The organism is Pseudomonas sp. ACN8, assembly GCF_002303925.1.
In the GTDB taxonomy this organism is placed as follows: Bacteria; Pseudomonadota; Gammaproteobacteria; order Pseudomonadales; family Pseudomonadaceae; genus Aquipseudomonas.
The window spans coordinates 53,395-76,984 of sequence record NZ_MRCS01000016.1 but is presented as its reverse complement, the minus strand read 5'-3'; the positions used below and the strand labels follow the sequence as shown (position 1 = coordinate 76,984).

Sequence of the window (23,590 nt, the reverse complement as noted above, 5' to 3'; positions counted from 1 at the left end):
GGTCGTTGCTACGGGATTTGCTTGAGGTGCAGCAGCACGAAATCATTCTTGTCGAAGCGCCCGCTGAGCACTGGCGGCAATGCGCCAATAGCCGTGCCTTGCAATGTCTTGTAGGCGTTGAGGTCCATCATCAGCCACGCCGGGCCCTTGAGGGTTTCAAGCTCCGGTGGGGCGTCGGTGAAAACCGGGTGCAGGTCCTGCGGGATGTTGACCATGAATTTGATGGCCTTCGCGTCTTTGCCCATGCCGTGGATGACCAGCGGCGCCGGGTCTTTTTGCACGAGCTCAAAAGCTTCGCGACTGAAGGTCCGGGTGTCGTAGAGCTGTCGTTGAATGGGCTCGAACTGCAGGATGTAGAACGACCAAAGTGCCAGGACCGCGCAGAAGGCCAACGTCTGAGCTCTCCAGCGGGAGTGCTTGAGCGCTGCCAGGGCGATCACTTGCAGCACACCGAGCAGGATGAACAAGGAAGTGAGGTGAGCCACGTCCTCGGGGAATTTTTCCCGTACCACCAGCAATGCCGCGATCAGCAGGCTCGGGATCAGCAGCCACAGCCCCTGCATCAACCCTCGCAGCCAGGCAAACCATCGACCCTGAGTCGCGTAAAACGGATACGCGGCCACGATGGCCGCCATGGGCAACATCGGCAGCAGGTAGCGGGCCTTTTTCGCCTGCGGGACGGAAAGGCCGAGCATCACGATCAGTCCGGCCGCTACGCAGTACTGCATCAGGCGCAATGCCGGCCCGGCTTCCTTCGGGCCGGTTAACGCAACGGCCACAAGCGTCAGCACGGCCAACGGCCAGGCCAGCGAGTAATTGCCCAGCGAGCTGGTGAAGTAATACAACAGACCGTTGCTTCCTTCGCTACCGTCCATGCGGCCCATGAACTGCATGCGAATCACGTCCTGCAAGAAGGCCGGGCCGCCGCTGACGTCCGCCAGCCACAACAACACCCCAATGCACACCACCAACAGCATGGACGCCAGCAATCCGAAGACAATCAGCCGTCGCCATTGGCGATTGAGCAGAAAATAGCTGCAGAGCATCCCCGTAGGGATGACCAGGCCGATGGGCCCGCGAATCCAGAAGCCCAGCATCAGCAATGCAAAGATCAAAACCTGGCGGCGCGGCGCCGAGAAGTGGTCGGCGGCATAGCCCAGGTAGAACACGCTGAACGAGACGGCCGCCAGCATCAGGTCGAGGGAAACGGCGCGGGTTTGCGTGATGAAGGTGTTGGTCAGCAGCATCAAGGCGATGCTCAGCAGCGCCCAACGCGGGGAGTAAGGCGCCAGCAGGCGGTACATCAAGGTGACGATGACCGCTGCGGCGATGGCGCTCGGCAGCCACGCGGTCAGGCTGGTGACCTGGCCGAACGGCAGTGAAAGCAGCCAGATGAACACCGTTGAAAGACCCGAATAGTCGGCGTAGGGCTGACCATAGGTCGTCGGAAAAAAAGACGGCCCATTGCGCAGCATTTCCTGGGCGAACAGCACGAAGCGCGAATCGAAGCCGATGGCCGCTTGCTGGTAAGTTCCGGCGCAGAACAACAACAGCGCCAACAGACCCAGTGCGAGGGACTGTTGGCGGATGTGAGGGCGCATGGTATTCAGGCGACCACTGACTCGGCAAACCATTGCAGGTGCGGAATCGGCAATTTGCTCGACTCGCCCCGGCCGATCGGGAAGTAGCTGAAACCGATGCGTGCCAGACGGTCTGTGTCGTACAGGTTGCGGCCGTCGAAGATCACCGGTGCGTTGAGCCGCTGGCGAATCAGTTCGAAGTCCGGCGCCTTGAACTGTTGCCATTCGGTGCAGATGATCAGTGCATCGGCGCCGGACAAGACCGACTCGGGCGTACCCATGAGCATCAGTTTCGATTCATCGGGATACAGCTTCTGGGTTTCCTGCATGCCTTCCGGATCGAACGCACGGACATTCGCCCCGGCGGCCCACAACGATTCGAGCAACACCCGGCTCGGCGCATCACGCATGTCGTCGGTGTTTGGCTTGAACGCCAGGCCCCACAAGGCAAAGGTCCTGCCACGCAAGTCGCCCTTGTAGAACGCGTTGATGCGCTCGAACAGCTTGTATTTCTGCCGCTCGTTGATGGCTTCCACCGCTTGCAGCAGGTCGCTGGAGCAATGGGCCTCTTCGGCGCTGTGGATCAGGGCGCGCATGTCCTTGGGGAAACATGAGCCACCGTAGCCGCAACCGGGGTAGATGAAGTGATAGCCAATGCGCGAGTCGGCACCGATGCCCAGGCGTACCGATTCGATATCGGCACCCAGGTGTTCGGCCAGCTCGGCGATCTGGTTGATGAAGCTGATCTTGGTCGCCAGCATGCAGTTGGCGGCGTACTTGGTCAGCTCGGCGCTGCGCAGGTCCATGAACATGATGCGTTCATGATTGCGGTTGAAGGGCGAGTACAGGTCACGCATCACGTCACGCACTTCTTCGCGCTCACAACCGATGACGATACGGTCCGGGCGTCGGCAGTCGGCCACGGCCGAACCTTCTTTCAGGAATTCCGGGTTGGAGACGATATCGAACTGCAACACGCGCCCGGCGTTGAGCAGGCATTTGTCGATGTGTGCACGCAAGGCATCGCCGGTGCCGACCGGGACGGTGGATTTCTCCACCAGGATCGCCGGTTGCTCGCGATGACGGGCCACGGCGTCGCCCACCGACATCACGTAGCGCAAGTCCGCCGAGCCGTCGTCCCGGGACGGAGTACCGACCGCGATGAACAGCACCTGTCCGTGCTGGACAGCGAGTTTTTCGTCGCTGGTGAACTGCAACCGCTTGGCATCCAGGCCTTCGCGTACCAGGCTGGCCAGCCCGGGTTCGAAAATACTCACGTGGCCCTGCTGGAGCAGGTCGACTCTATTCTCGTCAACATCCATGCAGACCACATCGTGGCCGACTTCCGCCAATACCGCTGCCTGCACCAGGCCGACATAACCGCTACCAAACACACTGATTTTCATGGAACACTCCTTGATTCGGGCGCACGAGCAGGTCGAGAATTGATGGTGATGACGCCGAGGATGACCAATGCCACGCCAAGGCTTTTTGTAAGGCTGAACGTTTCGTTGAACAGCGGCAGGCTGGCGGCCAGCAAGTACACCAATGCGTAACTGATGCTCAGCAACGAGTAGGCGCGGCCCAGGGGCAGGTCCCTCAGGGCGGCGAGCCAGCAGAGCATCGACAGGGCGTAAGCGACGATGGCCAGGAGCACCACGGCAACTGCTGTCAGGTCGATGGGGGCGCTGAGCCATTGTTCGGGTTGCGGCAGGTGACTCATGCTCCAGCGCATGCCCAGTTGGGCGGCGCTGACCAGCAAAACACTGCCCAGTGCGAAGGTGATACCGCGACTCAGGTTCATGCGTGTTGCCCCAGCAATGCCACACCGCCAATCACCAGTGCCACACCCAACCAGTGGCGGCGGTCGATGGTTTCGTGGAACACGAAACGCGCGACCAGGGTGATCAGCACGAAGTTCAGGCTCAGCATCGGGTAGGCAATCCCGACTTCCAGGCGTTGCAGCACCAGCAGCCACACCAGCAGGCCAAGGCCCAAAGAGGCGAGGGCCAGCCAAAGCCAGGGCGAACGCAGTTTGTCCGCCCATCCGGCAGGTTGGCCGCGCCAGCTTTCTACCGCATGTTTCTGGGCGATCTGGCCCAGGCAGGTCAGCAGGCAGGCCACTAACAGCAATAGCAGGCTCATGGTGCCGCCTGAGGAATAATCAAAATCACCAGATTGCCTTGTTCATACCGCTTGCCCTCTTTGGGCAACTGTTCAAGTTCGCGCAACTCTTCTTCGCCCTTGACCCGCATGACCACACCCACCGAGCCTTGCTGGCGGGCGTCGTGCATCCACTGTTGCACCTGATCGGAGTTGACGCGCTGCTTAAGCGAGTCAGGATAGGCAAGGCCATATTTCAATTCGCCTATCGTGTTGAAAAAAGCCACTTCAGGCCGTTTCACCCGCCAGGACAACGCCGACGCGGCCCCCAGATCGTTGCTTAACAATTTGGCGCTCTGGCCAAGTTCCTGGGCATGATCGAGGATGAATTGGTCAGGGGTTTTATTGGCGACGACGGAGTTGGGCAGTCCGGCGGGCAGCACGGCGGCGAGCAACAGGCTGCCAAACGCCGGGGCCGCCCAGCACTGCAACGGGCGGAAGGCCTGCAGCAGGTTGGCCATGATCCAGCCGATCAAGCCGATGAACACCAACATCAGGTTGTGCAGTTCATGATCGTAAATCGGCTTTTTCAATTGCAGGTAAACCAAAGCCAGCAGGGTGACCACACCCACTGCCAGGTTCAGCAGGCCGTTGATGCCCAGGGCGCGACCTTGTTCCAGCTTCAATCGGTCAGCCAGCGCATGGCCGAGCAACAATGCCAGGGGCAGCAGGCACGGCAGGATGTAGGCCGGCAACTTGCCCTTGCTCAGGCTGAAGAAGAACAGCGGCATCCACAGCCACAGCAGCAGGAACCCGATATTGGATTGGCGGCGGCTCTGCCAGGCTTGCTTGAACGCGGGCGGCAGCAAGGCAACCCACGGCATGCTGAAACCCACCAGCAACGGCAGGTAAAACCACCACGGCGCATCATGCTGGGCATCGTCCCCGGCAAAACGGCGAATATGCTCGTGCCAGAAGAAGAATCGCCAGTAGTCCGGCTCCTGGGCGTGTACGGCCAGTGCCCACGGCAGGCTGACGACGATGGCGACCACCACCGCCACGGGTCCGTAGACCAGCAGTTCACGCCAGCGTTTTTGCCAGATCATCCAGGGCAGGGCGATCAGCACCGGCAACAGCCAGGCCAGGAAACCCTTGGTCATGAAGCCCATGCCGCAAGCCAGGCCCAGCACCGCCCAGGCGACCAGGCGTTGCCCACGGCTCGTGCTGTCGAGTGCGAACCATAGCGCCACCAGGCTCAGGTTGACCCAGAAGTTGAATTGCGGATCGAGGTTGGCATACCCCGCCATGGCCGCAATGATGGTGAAACTCATGAAGATCATGGCGCAGGCGAAACTCTTGCGCGGCTCGTTCCACATCCGGCGGGCGACCAGATAGCACAGCAGCACGCCCAGGCCGGTGCTCAGCGCCGAGGCGAAGCGCACCCCGAACAGGTTCTGGCCGAACAGCGCCTGCCCGAGGGCGATCATCCAGTAGCCGGCCGCGGGTTTTTCGAAATAGCGCACATCCATGAAATGCGGCGACACCCAGTTGCCACTCAGGAGCATGCCCTGGCTGATCTGGGCGTAGCGGGTTTCGTCGGGAATCCACAAGCCATGACTGCCCAGTGGCAGCAAGTACGCCAGCGCCATCATGGCCAGCAATAACGGCAAAGCCCAGCGTTTGCTCATGCGCCTTGCACTCCCAGCCAGCCTTCGCGACCTTCGAGCGCACCGCGTACCACGCGGCCGATCGGCAAACTGTCAGGGGCCTGGGGCAACAAGTCGCCCAAGGGGTGAAAACGAATGTCTCGCTGACGCGCATCGTTCAGCAGTTGACGGAAATCGTTGGCCATCAGAATCCCTTCTACCTCGGCATGGATCGTGTAGACGTTGAGTTTTTCCGGGGTGAACCGGTCCAGGATGAAACGGTTGAAATCTTTGGCTGCGACGCTCGGACCGACCACTTCGTCGAAGGTCGGCAGGTCCACCGGGATTTGCGGCGTACCCAATTGCCCATTGGCCAGTCGCGGCCGGAACAGACTCTGGCCGCGGCAGTCACTGTTGTAGCGAAAAGCGAAGCCCTGCTTGGCTTCGATCACGCGCTCGTCGGCACGCCAGCCGGCGACCGCCGAGCAGTCGACTTTCTCGCCGAGAATGTCGCTGAGCGTGTCTACACCCTTGCGGATCTGTTCGATCAGTTGCGCGTCGCTCCAGGTCCCGGCATTGGCTTGCCAGCCATGGTGATCCCAGGCGTGCAAACCCACCTCATGCCCGGCATCCCGGGCCTGGCGCATCAGGTGCCCCAGGTCGCGGCCGATCGGTTTTCCGGGCCATGCGGTACCGGCCAGCAGAATGTCCCAGCCATACAGGCCGGCTGCGTTGGAACGGAGCATTTTCCAGAGAAACTGTGGACGGATGAGACGCCACAAATGGCGCCCCATGTTGTCCGGCCCGACACTGAAGAAGAACGTCGCCTTGACCTGAGCTTCATCAAGGATTTCCAGCAACCGTGGCACCCCGTCACGGGTACCCCGGTAGGTGTCGACATCAATCCGCAGTCCCGCCTGCATCAACGCTTGTCCGCGATTTCGAGCATGGCCTCGCGCAGGAAGAAGTCCAGGGTGTTGCCGATGGTTTCGCTCATCTCAACGGTTGGCGTCCAGTCCAGCAGGCGCTTGGCGTTGGCGATGCTTGGCTTGCGGTGCGACACGTCCTGGTAGCCGGTGCCGTAGAACGCCTTGCTTTCGATGTCACGGAAACCGGCGAACGGAGGGAAGTTTGCGCGTAGCGGGTGAGCTTCGAACTGACGCAGCAGCTCTTCGCCCAACTGACGGATGCTGGCCTCGTTGTCCGGGTTGCCGATGTTGATGATCTGGCCGTTGCAGACGTCGTTATCGTTGTCGATGATCCGCGCCAGTGCTTCCACACCGTCGGCGATGTCGGTGAAGCAACGTTTTTGCTCGCCACCGTCGAACAGGCGAATCGGCGTGCCTTCCACCAGGTTCAGGATCAGTTGGGTAATCGCTCGGGAGCTACCGATACGGGCGGAATCCAGACGGTCCAGGCGTGGGCCCATCCAGTTGAACGGACGGAACAGGGTGAAGTTCAGGCCCTTCTGGCCATAAGCCCAGATCACGCGGTCCAGCAGTTGCTTGGAGACCGAGTAGATCCAGCGTTGCTTGTTGATCGGGCCGACCACCAGGTTGGAGTTGTCCTCGTCGAAGTTGTTGTCCTGGCACATGCCATAGACTTCCGATGTCGACGGGAAGATCACACGCTTGTTGTACTTGACGCAGTAGCGAACCAGTTTCAGGTTCTCTTCGAAGTCCAGTTCGAATACCCGCAGCGGGTTGCGGGTGTATTCGATTGGCGTTGCGATGGCCACCAGCGGCAGCACCACATCGCACTTCTTGATGTGATATTCGATCCACTCGGAGTGGATGCTGATGTCGCCTTCGACGAAGTGGAAATTCGGGTGGCTGCGCAGGCGGTCGATGGCGTCCGAGCCAATATCAAGGCCGTAGACTTCGTAGCGGTCGTCGCTCAGCAGGCGCTCGGACAAGTGGTTGCCGATGAAACCGTTGACGCCGAGGATCAGCACGCGGGTGCGACGCGGGGCGCGACCGGATTCGGCGCCGCGCAGCACGGAACCGTCCACCAGGCCCAGTTCGTTGGCCAGTTGTGGGCCGCTCAGGTACAGACCGTTGTCGTTGCGCTGGCCGGCGTTGATGATCAGCGAGTCTTGACCGCAGGCGATGCGCAGCGGGTCGACGCTGATGACGCGGCCCGGCGCCAGGCCTTCGTTGCCCTTGGCGACTTCGGCGCTCCAGACAATCAGCTTGTGCTCGCCCACCGCGCAGAAGGCGCCCGGGTACGGCTGGGTAACGGCACGGACCAGGTTGAACAGTTCTTTGGCCGGCCTGGCCCAGACCAGATTGCCGTCGGCCGGGGTGCGACGGCCGAATACCGTGGCCCTGGATTCGTCTTGCGGTGTTTCACTGGTCTTGCCTTGCAGCAGCGCTGGCAAGGTGTCGCGCAGCAGGTCAGCGGCCGCCGTGCGCAATTTGCCGTGCAGGCTCAGCGCCGTGTCGCTGCGCTCGATAGCAACCTTTTGCTGGGCAACGATGGCGCCCGCGTCGGCACGCTTGACCATGCGGTGCAGGGTCACGCCGGTTTCGGTTTCGCCGTTGACCAGCACCCAGTTGACCGGTGCGCGACCACGGTAGCGTGGCAGCAGCGAACCGTGCAGGTTGAACGCGCCTTTGCTCGCCGTGGCCAGCAACTGCTCGCTCAGCAGGTTGCGGTAGTAGAAAGAGAAAATGTAGTCGAGGTCGAGCTTGGCGATACGCTCGATCCACAGCGGATGGTTGGCATCTTCCGGTGCATGCACGGCGATGCCGTGGCGCGCGCACAGTTGCGCGACGGAGCCGTAGAACGCGTTCTCCTTCGGATCGTCGGCGTGGGTGAACACCGCCGCGATCTCGAAACCGGAGGAGAGCAGGGATTCGATGCCGGCGCAGCCAATATCGTGATAGGCGAAGACAACAGCTTTTGCACTCATGAAGGAACCCGGTCTGAAGAAGTGGAAGTAAGGCCGTCGACGGTAACAACGCAAGCGGGCGCGGCGGGCTGGCTGCGCAGCACCTTTTCAATGAAGAAGCGCGGACGCGCGCGCACGTCGCTGTACATGCGGCCCAGGTATTCACCCAGCAGGCCCATGCCGATGAATTGACCGCCGGTGAAGACGAACAGCACGGCGAACAGTACGAAGGTGCCGCCACCGGCCCAGCCGGCGCCGAACACCAGGCGCAGCACGATCAAGGCGATGGCGAACAGCATGCCCAGGGCCGCCATGCCGACGCCGACGATGCTCAGCAGTCGCAGCGGCGTGGTGGTCATGCAGGTGACCAGGTCGAACATCAGGTTGATCAGGCGCATGGGGCTGTACTTGGAATCGCCGTGTTCACGCTCGGCGTGGGTCACGGGGATTTCCGTGGTGTGGCGGGCAAAGCTGTTGGCCAGGATCGGAATGAAGGTGCTGCGTTCACGGCAGGCAAGCATGGCATCGACAATGGTGCGCCGGTAGGCGCGCAGCATGCAGCCGTAGTCGCTCATGGCCACGCCGGTGGAACGTTGCACGGCGAGGTTGATCAGCTTCGATGGCCAGCGGCGCAGGGCTGAGTCCTGGCGGTTGTTGCGCACCGTCGCGACGACGTCATAGCCAAGTTCGGCCTGCGCGATCAGTCGTGGGATTTCTTCGGGCGGGTTTTGCAGGTCGGCATCGAGGGTGATGACGACATCGCCCTTGCACTGCTCGAAACCGGCCATGATCGCCGCATGCTGGCCGTAGTTGCGGTTGAGGATCACCGCCACCACCGGGCTGCCTTCACGGGATGCGGCATCTTCCAGGATCTGCGCGGAATCATCGCGGCTGCCGTCGTCGACCAGAACGATCTCATAGGGATGGGTCAGTTGCTGACACGCTGCTTCGGTGCGACGAAGCAACTCAGGCAGGCTTTCCTGTTCGTTGTAGACCGGAATGACGATCGAAACGAAGTTGATTGGGTAAGGTCTCAAAGGCTTCTGTCCATGCAGTTTTCAATGGCGCCGACGACGCGCTCGACATCATCGGTGGTCATGTCGGGGAACAACGGGATCGAACACAGCCGCGCCGAATTCCATTCGGTGTTGGGCAGGTACAGGTTGGGGAAACGTTGGCGATAGTAGGTGTGCAGGTGCGTTGCAATGAAGTGAATGCCGGTGCCGATATTCTGTTCCTGGAGGGCTTTCATGAACGCTTCGCGATCCAGCCCGCACAGCTCGGCGTCGATACGCAGGATGAACAGGTGCCAGGCGTGTTTTTGCGAATGTGCGGGGACGGCCAGGGGTTGCACCGGCAAGCCTTCCAGACGCTGCAGGTAGGTCTGCGCCAATTGAGTGCGCTTGGCGTTGATCTCGTCCAGGCGTTCCAGTTGCACCAGCGCGATGGCCGCGTTGATATCGGCCAGGTTGTACTTGAAGCCTGGCTCGATCACTTGGGCCTGGGGCTTGCGGCCATGGGTCAGGCGATCGTAGGCATCAACCCCGAGCCCGTGAAACTTGAGCATGCGTACCCGCGAGGCCAGGGCTTCGTCGTCGCTGACGAACATGGCGCCTTCGGCGCAGGTCATGTTCTTGATTGCGTGGAACGAGAAGATCGCCGTGCCTTTGGAGCCGACGTGACGACCTTTGTAGTAAGTGCCAGCTGCGTGGGCGGCGTCTTCGATCACGGCAATGCCGTGTTTGTCGGCCAGGGCGTAGAGCGGGTCGAGGTCGAATGCCGCACCGGCGTAGTGCACCGGGATGATGGCTTTGGTGCGCGGCGTGATCGCAGCCTCGATAGCGGTCACGTCGGTCATCAGCGTGTCGCGGTCGACGTCGACGAACACTGGCGTGGCGCCCAGCAGGGTGATCATGTTGGCGGTGGAAACCCAGGTCTGCGACGGTGTAATGACTTCATCGCCGGGACCGACACCCAATGCCAGCAGGGTGATATGCATCCCGCCGGTGGCCGAGGAAAGTGCCACGGCATGTCGACAACCGACGTAGTTGGCGAAGTGTTCTTCCAGTGCCTGGTTCTTCGGCCCGGTAGTGATCCATCCGGAACGCAATACTTGCTCTACGGCTGCGATTTCTTCGTCGCCGATACCGGGACGGGAGAAAGGGAGAAACGCCTTGCTCATGGGCACCTCAGAGGCTGTAAACGTAAATAGCCTTCGAGGCTAAGGGGATCCACAAATCAGCTTGAACGCTTAATAAGAACCTGCATCAAATCAAATAGTTACCGAGTAGCAGTAAAAATTGCATCGGTTGACTTTTATCGCCATGGGCGGCAGGTTGGACGTCCATTCGGGTTGCTTCGACTTTATAGAAGGTTATGCCCGATTTTGTGAAAGGAACATGAAAAAACGGTTGGGGAATCGTTTATCTGAAAGCTATTAAGCTGCTGTTCAGACTTCCGACATTTATGGTAGATCTTAGGAAAAGTCCTACAGCTGTAATGTCTTTTACTTCATCGTTATTTCACTTCTTAGTTGTTTCATTGAACTATTTTCATTCAAGGCCGTTTCGTTTGATTGACTTACCTGTAACTGATTCCCGCACCGCCATCACCAATCCGCTGACCCTGTATCTGGCGCGGCTGGCACCGTCCAGTCAACTGACCATGCGTTATGTGCTGCAGGACGCCGCCGACCGCCTGGGCTTCGAAGACCACGATATAGAGGAAATCCCCTGGCACAATCTGCAGCCAGAGGACGTCATTGCGTTGGTGGCCACCTTGCGTTCGGACGGCTATGCGCCGAACACGTCGTCGCTCTACGTCAACGCGGTGCGCGGGGTGATGAACGAAGCGTGGCGCATGAGCCTGATCTCTCAGGATCACTTGCTGAAGATGCGTTCGGTGAAGGGCATGGCCGGTACGCGGCTGCCCCAGGGGCGTAATCTCAGGCGCACACTGATCCAGGAGCTGATGGCGGTCTGCGCCGCCGATCCGCGGCCGCAAGGCCTGCGGGATGCCGCGATCATCGGGATTTTGTACGGTTCGGGAATGCGTAAATCCGAATCGGTGAACCTGGAGCTGAACCAGGTCGACTTCACCGAGCGCAGCCTGCGGGTGACGGCCAAGGGCAACAAACAGTTGATCAAGTACGCCCCGGCCTGGGCCTTCGCCAAGCTTGAAGCCTGGCTTGAGCTGCGCCGTTCGCTGCTCAAGGACGGCGAGCCGGACGACCCGTTCCTGTTCAACCGCATCCGCCGCGGCAGTCACATTACTCGTGAGCGCATCACCAAGCATGCGATCTACTACATCGCCCGGCAACGGGGTGCGCAGGTCGGGGTGAAAATCATGCCCCACGACTTCCGGCGTTCATTCATCACCCGGGTGATCGAAGAGCATGACTTGTCGATTGCACAGAAACTGGCGCACCACAGCAACATCCAGACCACGGCCAACTACGATGTGCGCGACGACAACGAGCGGCGCCGGGCGGTGGATCGATTCGATCTGTAAGCGATTAAATCTCGCTCAGTACATGGGCGTGGCCAATGGTCGAGACTTGAACCGCGCTGCCGGCCGGTGGCGCATACATGCCTGAACTGCGCACCAGCAATGATCGGCCCGATTGCTCGTTGCGGGTCAATGGCTGGAGCTCCACCGTCAGCGTGCAGGTGTTGCCGCTGAAATCCCGATCGGTGACCACGGCCCGGCACCCGCTGGCTTCAGGGTCGCTGGGGAGGATGCTGGCCAGTAGCAGTTGTTCGGGGCGCAGCATGATCTGCGCCGAGCTGTTGTTGCGGTGGTTGTTGACCGGGATCCGCCCCAGGTCGCAATGGGCCCAACCGGCCTCGATGCGTGCAGGCATCACCACGGCATCCCCCAGGAACAAAGCGGTCTGTTCGTCTTCGGGATAGCGGTAAAGATCCAGCGGATGCCCGGACTGTACCAGACGGCCATGACGCATCACCGCCAACTGATCGGCGAACGACAGGGCTTCACTCTGGTCATGGGTGACCAGGATGGTGGTGACACCCGCGTCCTCCAGCAGCCGCGCAACCATCTTGCGCATGGCGGCGCGCAATCCGGTATCGAGCGCCGAGAACGGCTCGTCCAGCAGCATCAGCCGTGGTTGTTGCGCCAACGCCCGGGCCAGGGCCACTCGCTGTTGCTGGCCACCGGACAACTCGTGAGGCCAGCGCTCGGCCATCTTCGCGTCCAGCGCCACGCTGTCCATCAGTTCGGCGACGCGCTGGTGTTTTTCAGTGCCCTTGGTCGCCAGGCCGAAGCCGATGTTCGCCGCCACGGTCATGTGCGGGAACAGCGCGCCGTCTTGTGGCACGTAGCCGATCAGGCGTTGATGGGCCGGCACTTCGTGGGTGCCGTCGACCAGAGTCTGGCCATTGAGCGAAAGACGCCCGGCGTCGGGGAATTCGAAGCCGGCAATCATCCGCAGTAACGTGGTTTTACCGGAGCCGGAAGGACCGACGATGACCGTGCGACTGCCGCTGGGCACCGACAGGCTGACGTTGTCCAGGGCGCAATGGGCGCCATAGGACTTGTAGAGGGCATTCAATTCAAGAGTGTTCATCGGCCAGCCGTTTTTTTCGATTGGTGATAAAGAAGTCCGGTCAACGGAAGCGACAGCACAACCATCAATACGGCGTAGGGCGCGGCGGCTGCGTAATCGATTTCGCTGGTCAAGGCCCAGAAACCTGTCGCCAGGGTTCGCGTGCCGTTAGGGGCCAGAAGCAGGGTGGCGGTCAATTCGTTGGTGATCGCCAGGAATACCAGTGCCGCGCCGGCGGCCGCCCCCGGGGCAGCCAGGCGCAAGGTGATCAGCCACAGTGCCCGGGCCGGTGAGCGGCCAAGGCTGCGGGCGATGTTTTCCAGTTCCACCGGGGCCTGGGCAATGCCTGCGCGCAGGCTCACCAGCGCACGGGGCAAGAACATCAACAGATACGCCAGCAGCACGGTGAAGGTGGTCTGGTAGATCGACCGGGCAAAATGGATCGTGACGGTCACCAGTGCCAGCGCGACGATAATGCCCGGCAAGGAGCTGGTGATGTAGTTGCAGCTTTCCAGCACCCGCTGCAGTCGGCCGGGGTAACGGATCGACAGCCAGGCAATCGGGATTGCCGCGCAGGTGGTCAGCGCCGCGCCCGCAATGCCAAGCAGCAGGGTTTGCTCCAGGGCGGGCAACAATTCGGCCATGTTCCAGACTTCCACGCCACCGGCAATTAGCCACTTGCCCAGGGTGATCAAGGGCACGCCCAGGGCCAGGGCGCAGGTCGCGATTTGCAGCGTCAGCGAGAGCAGGGTGGAGGCCGGTTTCAGGCGCACGACCCGTTGCTCCCGGGCGCTTCCGGAGCCGACGCGAGCGTAACGCGCGGAGCCCCGGGCGGCGGATTCGGCCGTCAACATCGCCAGGCAACACAGCGCCAGCACACTGGCCAGCATGTGTGCAGCCGCACCGTTGAAGGTTGATTTGAACTGATCGAAGATCGCGGTGGTGAAGGTGTCGAAGCGGATCATGGCGTACAGGCCATATTCGGCCAACAAGTGCAGGCCGACCAGCAAGGCACCGCCGCAGATCGCCAGGCGCAATTGCGGCAACACCACGCGGAAAAACACTTTCCAGGGTTTGAGCCCCATGGATTCGGCGACGTCTTCGATGGCCGGGTCGAGCCGGCGCAAGGTGGCCGCTACCGGCAAATACAGGAATGGGAAGTAGGCGATGACCGAGACCAGGACACCGGCAAACAAACCGTGAATCGGTGGCACCAGGCTGACCCAGGCGTAGCTGTGAACGAACGCCGGCACCGCCAGCGGCGCGGTGGCCAGCAACGACCACCAACGCCGCCCCGGCAGATTCGTGCGTTCCGTGAGCCAGGCCAGTGTCACCCCCAGCGCCACGCACAAAGGAATCGTCAGCAGCACCAGCAACACGGTGTTGACCAGCAGTTCACCGACCCGAGGGCGGAACACCAGGGCCACAACGGTTGACCAGCCTGTCTGCAGGGACACGCCAATCACGTAAGCGATCGGTAGCAGTGCCAGTAATGAAACCAGCACCGACAAACCGATCACCCATACACCGCCACGTCCCGCAAAGACTCCGCGGGATCGTCGACGCAAATGTGCGGGCGTCGCCTCAGCGACCCCCGCAGGCAGGGTTTCTGGCATCAATTTAGAGCAGTCCGGCCTGTGTCATCAGCTCCACGGCTTTTTTACTGTCGAGTTTCGAAGCATCGACAGTGGGCGCATCGAGTTGATTCAGAGGCACCAGTTTAGGGTTGGATGCAGCGTCTTTGCCCACGGCGTATTCAAACGATTTGCCGTTTTTCAGGACGGCCTGGCCATCCTTGCCGGTAATGTATTTGAGGAACGCCTGGGCTTGTTCCTGGTGTTTGCTGGAAGCGAGGACGCCGCCGCCGGAGATGCTAACAAAAGCGCCAGGGTCTTTGTGCTTGAAATAGTGCAGTGTAGTGTTCTTGCTGTTTTCGCCCGTCTTGGACTGATCCACCAGGCTGTAATAGTGGTAGATCACGCCGCTGTCGATCTGCCCGGCATTTACCGCCTTGAGTACCGAACTGTTGCCGCGGTAGTTGGCGTAGTTGGTTTTCATCCCCTTGAGCCAATCCAGCGTAGCGGCTTCACCCTTTTGTTGGAGGATGGCCGCGACGATGGCCTGGAAGTCAGCACCGCCTGGCGATGCCCCCCAGCGACCCTTCCAGCTCGGCGAAGCCAGGTCCATGATCGATTTCGGCAGGTCGGCTTCCGGCAGTTTGCTCGGGTTATAGACGAACACCGTGGAGCGCGCGGCGATCCCGACCCATTTGCCATGGGCCGGGCGGTAGGCAGAGTCAACCTGTTCCAGCGTGGCCTTGTCGACAGGCGCAAACAGCCCGGCGTTGTCGACCAGGACCATGGCCGGGGAGTTTTCGGTCAGGAACACGTCCGCCGGAGAAGCCGCGCCTTCCTGCACGATCTGGTTGCCCATCTCGGTGTCGTCGCCGTTGCGCAAGGTGACGGGAATACCGGTCTCCTGGGTAAAGCCCTCGACCCAGGCCTTGGTCAGGCCTTCGTGTTGCGCGTTGTACACCACGATGCCGACGGAGTCAGCGGCATAGACCTGGCCGGCGCTCAGCAAAGCGGTGGCCAACAGGGCTTTTTTCAAGAACGAAGGGATTTTTGGAATCATTCTGCGGGCTGCTCCTGGTGCATTTTTTTGAAAGTCATGCGCATTGAACCGCCTGTAAACCAATGCGAATCATTTGCATGTTTTTGAAGTGCGGGAAATGTAGAGGTCCAAATGAGAAAATAACGTCAAAAAAACCGTTAATACATGTAATTTTCATTCAGATTAGCAGCACTGTGCCCACTGCGGTTCGACTCGTCCATAAAAGGATGATCGTCGATCAGGATATGACGCAGTTTCGGATGCCTGCCGGCCCTTTTTGGCGTCTTCTCCGTCAGGGCTGGATGGGCGGGAAGATCAGGACCTGCAGATTGCCGCGCCGATAGCGCTTGCCGTCGGTGGGCAGCGCCTCGACTTCCTGAACCTCGGCGACGCTGTTGACCCTCATCACCACCCCGACCGAGCCCTTCTTGCGCGCCTCGGTCATCCATTGCCCGACGTCTTGCAGGGTCACCTTGCGCGAGGCCGCCGCCGGATCAGAGAGGCCGTATTTCATTTCACCGACCACGTTGTACAGCGCAACGTCAGGTCGCCTGGTCAGCCACGACAGGGCCGAAGCCGCCCCCAGGTCGTTGCTCAGCAGCGTGGTGGTCTGGTTCAGGCTGTCCAGGTGTTCGGAGATAAACCGGTCGGGCATCTTGCTGTCGACGATCCGGCCCGGCATGGCGGCGGGCAGCAGCGCTACCAGCAGCCATATGCCGAGGGCCGGCATCGCCCATAACGTCAATGGCCGCAGGATCTGCAGGGCGTTGGCGATGATCCAGCCCAGCAGCACGATGAACGCCAGGGACAGGCTGAACATCTCGGTATTCTCGAAAATCTCTTTGCTCAATTGCAGGTAAAGCAAAGCAGCCATCGCCGTCGTGGCAATGATCACGTTGAGCCAACCGTTGAAACGAATGGTCCGTGATTTGGATCGTTCCAAAAGGCCGGTCAGCGCGTGCCCCATCAGCAGCGCCAGCGGCAACAGGCAAGGCATGATGTAGGTCGGCAGCTTGCCGCTGCTCATGCTGAAAATCGCCAATGGCAGCAATAACCAGAGCAGGAGAAAACCGCCGGCAGGCTGACGTTTGTTGTTCCAGGCCTGGATGAATGTCGTCGGCAACAACACGGCCCAGGGCAGGACGGAAACCACCAGCATCGGCAGGTAGAACCACCACGGACGGGCGTGTTGCGCATTGTCGGCGGCAAAGCGGCGTACGTGCTCGTTCCGGAAGAAGAAATTCCAGAAATCCGGTTCCTGATGATGGATGGCCAGCGCCCAGGGCAGGCAGACGGCCGCGGCGACCACGACAGTCAGTGGCCCGTATCGCAACAACTCGCCAACGCGGCGCTGCCAGACCATGTAGGGCAGGGCGATCACCGCCGGCAGCAGCCAGGCCAGAAGGCCCTTGGTCATGAAGCCCATGCCGCAGGCAATGCCCAGCACTGCCCAGGCGCCCAGTCGGGCACGGGTGGTGCGGCTGTCAATGGCGAACCACAGGCAGATCAGGCTCAGGTTGACCCACAGGGTGAACTGCGGGTCGAGGTTGGCGTACCCGGCCTGACCGGCAATCAGCCCGAAGCTCATGTACAACAGTGCGCAGGCGAAGCTTTTGCGCGGATCGTTCCACAACCGGCGGGCAATCAGGCAGGTCAGCCACACACTCACCCCGGTAGACAGTGCAGACGCGATACGCACCCCGAGCAGATTGTCGCCAAACACCGCCTGACCGATGGCGATCATCCAGTACCCGGCAATGGGTTTTTCGAAATAGCGCAGGCCCATGAAGTGCGGCGAAATCCAGTTTCCGCCGTGCAGCATTTCCTGGCTGATCTGGGCATAACGGGTTTCATCGGGAATCCACAGGCCGTGGCTCATCAGCGGCAGCAAGTAGAACGCCATGAACGCCAGGAGCAAGGCCAATAGCATCCAGCGCTCGCTGGCAGGCGCCGTCGGGGCGTGCAGGGGGGAAGAATGGCCGGCAAATTTTGGCAATGGCTGAATTGTCGTCACGGTTCGACCTTGGCACTCGGATGGCTGATTAAAGAGTGATGGGTAACTTGCAGAGAGAAAATCGGAATGATATTGAATGGCAAGAAGTTAATTCATGCTTTTCGTTGTTTGTTCAGCTGTTATTCAGTTAGCTTTGAAATGACTTATTGCCAAAGTTTTCGATCCCTTATGGCTCAAGTTTTACTCTTGTAGCAGAGTGTTCCAGTCTTCGGTATTTACATGGCCTGGCACTTACAACTGCCCGTGGCCATCGACGCGAACAAACAGCGCGCTGTCGTACTGCGCGTCCGTGATCGGACCCGGGTTTGCGGGCTCTCTTGGGCCAGAGTGGTCGGGGATCCTGGTCGCAGGACAAAACCGGTGACCGGCACGGCGACGGTTCTATTTAAACAAAACACGAAACAGTACAAAAATTCCACGGAGACTAAGTTCGGCAAATTAACTGCAGCGAAAGTTACATCTCTGCAAGTGTCGGCACAGTGAAAGGAATGTGAAAAAATTGCAGGGGAGGGGGCCAGCGAGTCATTAGTCGGTTACTGGGGATTGTTATCTTTTTCTGTTGCGCAGAATTACAGCGGAACACAGAAGGGACGGATTAACGGCGAACTTGTCGCCGTTAATCCGGAGGCGAAGGCGTTCAGGGCGCGGGGCAACTCACCTGTGGTCTGACTGCCGCCTGGCTGATCAGCGCGGCCAGGCGTTTGACGTTGTTTTGCTGGGCAAGCACCAGGTCATCGATGGTCGCGCCCGAGGGCGTTTGCAAGGTGCTGCGGCAGATCACCCGGGCCGTGTCGCCGGTGCTGGCACTGCGAAGGCGCCATTCCACGTCCATCAAGGCGTACTGGCCGGGGACCGAGTCAAAACGCTGCACATCGATCCGCACCGAATGTCGGCCTTGTACAGGACTGTTGCTCAGTTGATCGACCAGCGCACTGCGCAATTCGTCCACGAGAGTCGAGCCCCACCATTGGGTTTCCAGGATCGCCAGGCCACTGTTGCCCTCGCGAATGACGATCTGCGCTCGATCGACCTGGGGCGGCACGCTGATCGTCTCGATCTGGATCACCCCGACAGTGGTCCTTGAGTGATCGCCCTGCTGCGCCGGGGTCAGGGTGTGGAATTGAATCGGGTCACTGCGGCAGGCGGCTAGCAGCAACATCGCGGTGACCAATGTGAACTTCAGCGGTAAAGCCATGGGTGTTGCTCCTGTGTTCAATTGCGCGGTGGCCCTTGCAGATCCATGGGGGCGGCATTGTTCGGACGGCCGCGAATCAGCGATTCCGGATGCCGTCCCAGGTAATCCGAGAGATCACGCAAGGATCTCGACGTGCGTCCCAGTTCATCCAGGGTCTGCCCCAGTTTTTCCCGTTGTGGCGAATCATCTGCCAGGGTCGAACTGGCCGATTGCAGGGTCGAATTGGCGGTTTCCAGGGTCTTGCTGACATCCGACAGGGTGGTTTGCACGCCAGGCAGGATCTTGCCGTTGAATTGCATCATGCCTTTGCGCAGTTCGACGAGGTTGCCATCGAGATTGCCGGCGATACGCTCGATCGGCAGTTTGTTGATCTTGTCGACCATGGATTCGAGTTTTTCCTGCAATTGCTCGAGGCTTCCGGGAATGGTCGGAATCATGACCGGGCGCGCGTTTGCATCGAAGGCGACTTTGTCGGCCTTGGGGTAGAAGTCCAGGGCAATGTACAACTGGCCGGTCAGGAAGTTGCCGGTGCGGGCCTGGGCACGCAGGCCGTTCTCGATGAAGGTGCCGATCAGCCGCACGCCAGCGGCTTCGTCATTGGGATCATGCTTGAGCACCTTGAGCATTTTGATGTGGGCCTGGCCCAGGCGTTGCGGGTAAATCACAATGCCGACGTTGACCGGAAATGAGCGAGTTTTCTCGTCATAATCCAGATTGACCGCCACCACCTTGCCGATGTCCACGCCGAGGAACTCCACCGGGGCATCGACTTTGAGGCCGCGCATTGCCTGGTCGAAACGCATGGCCAGGTACTGCGGCTTGCCGTTTGGCGGGGCGAGGGCGGTTTGCTGGTCTTCGAACAGTTCGTAGGCGTACTCGGCAGCCGCAGGTTTATCGTCAGGGCTGTAGTCGGGCGCGCGGAAGGCAATGCCGCCCACCAGCAAGGAAGACAACGATTCGGTCTTGACCGCAAAACCGTTGGCGCCGACGTTCACATCAATGCCGCTGGCGTTCCAGAAGCGGGTGTTTTCGGTGACGTATTTGTCATTGGGTGCATGGACGAACAGTTCAATGTTCACGCCCTTGCCATCAGCGTCCAGTGCGTAGGCCACCACCTGGCCCACCGGGATCTTGCGGTAGTAGACCGGAGAGCCGATATCCAGCGAACCCAGGTCCTGGGTGAACAGGGTGAAACGCTTGCCCGGCTCGCCATAGGTGATCGGCGGCGGGTTTTCCAACCCCTTGAAGTTTTTTGCCCGGCCGTTGGCCTGGCCGATATCGGCACCGATGTAGTCGCCCGACAGCAGCGTATCGATACCGGACACACCGCCCGCGCCAATGCGCGGCCGCACGACCCAGAACTGCGAATCTTCGCGGGTAAAGCTTTCGGCCTGCTTTTCCAGCTTGATGGTGGCGTTGACGCTCTTCTGGTCATTGGCCAGTTCCACATCGGAGACATGACCAATCACGACATTGCGGTATTTGACCTCGGTCTTGTTCGCGGTCAGGCCGTCCCCGGTCTTGAACGTGACAACGATGGTCGGGCCTTGTTGCAAAATGCTGTGAACCACCAGCGAAATACCCACCAGCACCGCGACGATCGGGACGATCCAGACCAGCGAAACGCTGAAGCGGCGGGTCTTGATCGGTGCCTGCCCGGGGGCTTGCGGCCCGTCAGTGGCTTGTGACTTCATCCGTGACCTCCTCATTGTGTGGGTTTTTCCGTTCTTTATCCCAAATCAAGCGTGGATCGAAACTCATTGCCGACAGCATGGTAAACACCACAACCAGACCAAAAAACAGAATGCCCGGGCGCGGCTCGATATCGGCCAGGGCCTGGAACTTGACCAGCGAAGCCACCAGGGCGACCACGATCACATCGAGCATCGACCAATAGCCGATGACCTCGACGAAACGGTACAACGTCGACCGCTCCTTGCGAGCCCACTCGCTGTCGCGTTGCACGGTGACCAGCAGCAGTGTGATGGCAACGAACTTGATGCCCGGCACCGCGATACTGGCAATGAAAATGATCAGGGCGATGTCCCAGGCCCCAGCCTCCCAGAACTCCAACACACCGCTCATGATCGTGCTGTCGGCGCCATTGCCGACCATTTGGGTGTTCATCACCGGCAACAGGTTGGCCGGGATATAGAACACCAGAGCCGCGATCATGTAGGCCCAGGTGCGGGTCAGCGAATTGGTTTTGCGCCGGTGCAGCGGTGCACCGCAGCGCTCGCATTCGTGGGGCTCGAAGGTCATGTCGCAGGCGAGCCCGCAGGTGTGACACAGGCACAGGTTGAGCTCGTCGGCGTAAGGAGGCGTGCTCATACAAGGTCCCATAGTTCGCGGATATCGCGCCCGGCGATGCGGATCATCATCAGGCTCAGCGCAGCCAGGGCGAACAACCCGATGCCGGGCAGCACATCGAGCAGTCCGGCGAGCTTGATCACCGCGACCATGGCACCCAGCAGACAGACTTCGAGCATGCTCCAGGGCCTCAGGGTTTCCAGCCAGCGCATGCATAACCTGAATCCGGGCGAGCGTTGACGGGCGAGGGCGAAGCCGAGCACCCAGATCAGCAGCAACAGCTGGAAAATCGGCGCGATGATCATGGCGATTGCCGCCACCATGGCGATGAAGGTGATAGGCCCCTGGCTCAGCGCCAGCACCGAGTCCCAGAGCGTCGCACTGTTCTTCACGCCTTTGAGGTTGATGCTCATCACCGGATAGAAATTGGCGAATATCCACAGCATCAACGCCGTGAAGGTCAACGCAAGACGCTGTTCCACCGTGAGGCCGTTATAGCGCTGAAGTACGCCGCCGCAGCGCGTACACAGGGTTTTTTGGTGTTTGGCGAGCGTGACTTTCTGGAAAACGCTGTCGCAGTGCTCGCAGATGATCAACTGATCAGTAGTTGCCATTGGTCAAGCTCAATAAGAGGCAGGAAGTTCAGAGCACCCCCTCAATATAGAGGTGACTTGCGATTGAGCAAATGGAAAGTCGCGAGCTTAACATTATCCGCCGCCCGGGGATGACTCGACCCAGGGTATTTCATGGGGGAAACAAGCGACGGACGATTTTTAATTCTTCTGACGGCCATGCGCGTTTTGATAATAACCGTACTAGGCTGATTCGGGTGCCTTGAGTAGCAACAGGCTTTTCATTTTTTCGGCAGTTGAACGCTTGGAACTAATCAGAGGGCATGGTTTGGGGGTAACTCATCAGGGTCCGGTCTCGTATTACTTGAAAAAAGTCGCCGGCCACAAGGATCCGTCCCGATAAAGGAAGGTCGCCATGAAAAGACTCTCGCATCGCTCAAGGTTCTACATTGCAGGTTCATTACTGATAGCGCTCAACGGTATGGCCCAGGCAGCACAAACAGAAAAGCCCAATATCCTGTTCATCGTGTCCGACGATACCGGCTACGGTGATCTTGGGCCATACGGTGGCGGGGTCGGTCGAGGCATGCCGACACCCAGCATCGACGAACTGGCCGCTGAGGGTACAACCTTTTATTCCTTCTACGCGCAACCGAGTTGTACGCCTGGGCGAGCCGCCATGCAGACCGGGCGCATCCCCAATCGCAGCGGCATGACCACCGTGGCCTTTCAGGGTCAGGGCGGTGGTTTGCCCGCCGCTGAATGGACCCTGGCCTCGGTGCTCAAGACCGGCGGTTACGAAACCTATTTCACCGGCAAGTGGCACCTGGGTGAAGCCGACTATGCGATGCCCAATGCCCAGGGCTATGACGTGATGAAGTACGTCGGCCTCTATCACCTCAATGCCTACACCTACGCCGACCCGACCTGGTTCCCCGACATGGACCCGGAAACCCGGGCGATGTTTGCCCAGGTGACCAAGGGCGCACTCTCGGGCAAGGCCGGAGAGAAGCCCGTCGAAGAGTTCAAGATCAACGGCCAGTATGTTGATACGCCGGTCATCGATGGCAAACCCGGTGTCGTCGGGATTCCCTACTTTGACGGCTATGTGGAAAAGGCCGCACTGGAATTCCTCGACACCGCCGCCAAATCCGACAAGCCGTTCTTCATCAACGTCAACTTCATGAAAGTGCACCAGCCGAACCTGCCGGCACCGGAGTTCGTTCACAAGTCGATCTCCAAGTCCAAATACGCCGACTCGGTGGTCGAACTGGATACGCGCATCGGCCATATCATGGACAAGCTCAAGGCGCTGGGCCTGGATAAGAACACGCTGGTGGTCTACACCACCGACAACGGCGCCTGGCAGGACGTTTACCCGGATGCCGGCTACACGCCGTTCCGTGGCACCAAGGGCACCGTGCGCGAGGGCGGCAACCGGGTGCCGGCGATCATGACCTGGCCTGGAAAAATCAAACCGAACGCCAAGAACCACGACATTCTCGGCGGGCTCGATCTGATGGCGACCTTCGCCTCGGTGGCCGGCATCAAGTTGCCGGAGAAGGATCGCGAAGGTCAGCCGATCTTTTTCGACAGCTATGACATGACCCCGGTGATTACCGGCACTGGCCCCAACCCACGCAAAGAGTGGTTCTACTTTACCGAAAACGAGTTATCGCCAGGGGCGGCCCGTGTGGGCAACTACAAAGCCGTGTTCAACCTGCGCGGCGACGATGGTGCCCAGACCGGTGGCTTGGCCGTGGACACCAACCTGGGCTGGAAAGGTGCCACCAAGTACGTGGCGACAGTGCCTCAGGTCTTCGATTTGTACCAAGACCCACAGGAGCGCTATGACATCTTCATGAGTAACGTCACCGAGCGTACCTGGACCATGGTGCCGATCAGTCAGGCGATCAACAAGCTGATGCAGACCTACATCAAGTATCCGCCACGCAAGATGCAAAGCATGACCTATGACGGGCCGATCGAACTGTCCAAGTATCAGAAGTTCCAGTCGGTTCGGGAGGATTTGAAGAAGGAAGGCATTAGCATTCCGATACCTCAATAGGCGTCTCGCAGCGGCCACTTGAGGTCGCTGCA

19 protein-coding genes are annotated in these 23,590 nt (G+C 60.0%); 2 read left to right on the top strand and 17 right to left on the bottom strand.

Annotation, left to right across the window (positions count from 1 at the left end):
- Positions 1 to 8 precede the first annotated feature (8 nt).
- Genes BSF44_RS11330 through arnB form a run of 9 tightly spaced genes read right to left on the bottom strand, consistent with a single transcriptional unit; the run spans position 9 to position 10,404 of the window.
- Positions 9 to 1,601 carry a glycosyltransferase family 39 protein gene (locus BSF44_RS11330; protein ID WP_256589058.1) on the bottom strand — a complete coding sequence of 531 codons (1,593 nt, stop codon included), beginning with the start codon at positions 1,599 to 1,601 and terminating at the stop codon, positions 9 to 11.
- 5 nt (positions 1,602 to 1,606) lie between these two features.
- Complete coding sequence (locus tag BSF44_RS11325) at positions 1,607 to 2,986, bottom strand: UDP-glucose/GDP-mannose dehydrogenase family protein (protein WP_095943573.1); 1,380 nt, start codon at positions 2,984 to 2,986, stop codon at positions 1,607 to 1,609.
- Positions 2,983 to 3,384, bottom strand: coding sequence for a 4-amino-4-deoxy-L-arabinose-phosphoundecaprenol flippase subunit ArnF (gene arnF, locus BSF44_RS11320; protein ID WP_095943572.1), 402 nt, complete (start codon positions 3,382 to 3,384; stop codon positions 2,983 to 2,985). Before arnF ends, BSF44_RS11325 begins: the two co-directional genes overlap by 4 nt.
- Positions 3,381 to 3,725 (bottom strand): 4-amino-4-deoxy-L-arabinose-phosphoundecaprenol flippase subunit ArnE, encoded by a 345-nt coding sequence (gene arnE / locus BSF44_RS11315; RefSeq protein ID WP_095943571.1) that lies wholly within the window; start codon positions 3,723 to 3,725, stop codon positions 3,381 to 3,383. Before arnE ends, arnF begins: the two co-directional genes overlap by 4 nt.
- On the bottom strand, positions 3,722 to 5,371 hold the full coding sequence (gene arnT, locus BSF44_RS11310) for a lipid IV(A) 4-amino-4-deoxy-L-arabinosyltransferase (protein WP_095943570.1): 1,650 nt from the start codon (positions 5,369 to 5,371) through the stop codon (positions 3,722 to 3,724). The genes arnE and arnT (BSF44_RS11310) overlap by 4 nt, the downstream gene beginning before the upstream one ends.
- Positions 5,368 to 6,252: a 4-deoxy-4-formamido-L-arabinose-phosphoundecaprenol deformylase gene (gene arnD / locus BSF44_RS11305; RefSeq protein ID WP_095943569.1), complete on the bottom strand. Its 885-nt coding sequence runs from the start codon at positions 6,250 to 6,252 to the stop codon at positions 5,368 to 5,370. Before arnD ends, arnT (BSF44_RS11310) begins: the two co-directional genes overlap by 4 nt.
- Positions 6,252 to 8,243 (bottom strand): bifunctional UDP-4-amino-4-deoxy-L-arabinose formyltransferase/UDP-glucuronic acid oxidase ArnA, encoded by a 1,992-nt coding sequence (gene arnA / locus BSF44_RS11300; RefSeq protein ID WP_095943568.1) that lies wholly within the window; start codon positions 8,241 to 8,243, stop codon positions 6,252 to 6,254. The genes arnD and arnA overlap by 1 nt, the downstream gene beginning before the upstream one ends.
- The gene (gene arnC / locus BSF44_RS11295; RefSeq protein WP_095943567.1) at positions 8,240 to 9,259 is read right to left on the bottom strand and encodes an undecaprenyl-phosphate 4-deoxy-4-formamido-L-arabinose transferase; all 1,020 of its coding nucleotides are present in this window, start codon (positions 9,257 to 9,259) and stop codon (positions 8,240 to 8,242) included. The genes arnA and arnC overlap by 4 nt, the downstream gene beginning before the upstream one ends.
- Positions 9,256 to 10,404 (bottom strand): UDP-4-amino-4-deoxy-L-arabinose aminotransferase, encoded by a 1,149-nt coding sequence (arnB, locus tag BSF44_RS11290; RefSeq protein WP_095943566.1) that lies wholly within the window; start codon positions 10,402 to 10,404, stop codon positions 9,256 to 9,258. Before arnB ends, arnC begins: the two co-directional genes overlap by 4 nt.
- 389 nt (positions 10,405 to 10,793) lie before the next feature.
- On the opposite strand from arnB, the gene xerC reads away from it, so the two are divergent.
- Complete coding sequence (gene xerC / locus BSF44_RS11285; protein WP_095943565.1) at positions 10,794 to 11,732, top strand: tyrosine recombinase XerC; 939 nt, start codon at positions 10,794 to 10,796, stop codon at positions 11,730 to 11,732.
- Positions 11,733 to 11,736: 4 nt separating this feature from the next.
- Here the strand turns inward: xerC and BSF44_RS11280 are convergent, their stop codons facing one another.
- The 8 genes from BSF44_RS11280 to BSF44_RS11245 all read right to left on the bottom strand — a co-directional run bounded on the left by BSF44_RS11280 (position 11,737) and on the right by BSF44_RS11245 (position 21,532).
- Positions 11,737 to 12,807: an ABC transporter ATP-binding protein gene (locus BSF44_RS11280; RefSeq protein WP_095943564.1), complete on the bottom strand. Its 1,071-nt coding sequence runs from the start codon at positions 12,805 to 12,807 to the stop codon at positions 11,737 to 11,739.
- Positions 12,804 to 14,402, bottom strand: coding sequence for an iron ABC transporter permease (locus BSF44_RS11275; protein WP_095943563.1), 1,599 nt, complete (start codon positions 14,400 to 14,402; stop codon positions 12,804 to 12,806). The genes BSF44_RS11280 and BSF44_RS11275 overlap by 4 nt, the downstream gene beginning before the upstream one ends.
- A gap of 4 nt (positions 14,403 to 14,406) precedes the next feature.
- On the bottom strand, positions 14,407 to 15,420 hold the full coding sequence (locus BSF44_RS11270) for an iron ABC transporter substrate-binding protein (RefSeq protein ID WP_095943562.1): 1,014 nt from the start codon (positions 15,418 to 15,420) through the stop codon (positions 14,407 to 14,409).
- A 271-nt stretch (positions 15,421 to 15,691) separates the two neighbouring features.
- On the bottom strand, positions 15,692 to 17,413 hold the full coding sequence (gene arnT, locus BSF44_RS11265; RefSeq protein ID WP_095943561.1) for a lipid IV(A) 4-amino-4-deoxy-L-arabinosyltransferase: 1,722 nt from the start codon (positions 17,411 to 17,413) through the stop codon (positions 15,692 to 15,694).
- A 637-nt stretch (positions 17,414 to 18,050) separates the two neighbouring features.
- Entirely contained in the window at positions 18,051 to 18,608 is a 558-nt protein-coding gene (locus BSF44_RS11260) for a membrane integrity-associated transporter subunit PqiC (RefSeq protein WP_095943560.1), read from the bottom strand.
- Between the two features lie 17 nt (positions 18,609 to 18,625).
- Positions 18,626 to 20,302: an intermembrane transport protein PqiB gene (locus BSF44_RS11255; RefSeq protein ID WP_095943559.1), complete on the bottom strand. Its 1,677-nt coding sequence runs from the start codon at positions 20,300 to 20,302 to the stop codon at positions 18,626 to 18,628.
- A complete protein-coding gene (locus BSF44_RS11250) occupies positions 20,283 to 20,939 on the bottom strand; it encodes a paraquat-inducible protein A (protein ID WP_095943558.1) in 657 nt (218 codons plus the stop codon). The genes BSF44_RS11255 and BSF44_RS11250 overlap by 20 nt, the downstream gene beginning before the upstream one ends.
- On the bottom strand, positions 20,936 to 21,532 hold the full coding sequence (locus BSF44_RS11245) for a paraquat-inducible protein A (protein ID WP_095943557.1): 597 nt from the start codon (positions 21,530 to 21,532) through the stop codon (positions 20,936 to 20,938). Before BSF44_RS11245 ends, BSF44_RS11250 begins: the two co-directional genes overlap by 4 nt.
- A gap of 373 nt (positions 21,533 to 21,905) precedes the next feature.
- Between BSF44_RS11245 and BSF44_RS11240 the strand changes: the two genes are divergently transcribed.
- The gene (locus BSF44_RS11240) at positions 21,906 to 23,558 is read left to right on the top strand and encodes an arylsulfatase (RefSeq protein WP_095943556.1); all 1,653 of its coding nucleotides are present in this window, start codon (positions 21,906 to 21,908) and stop codon (positions 23,556 to 23,558) included.
- The last annotated feature ends 32 nt before the right edge of the window (positions 23,559 to 23,590 follow it).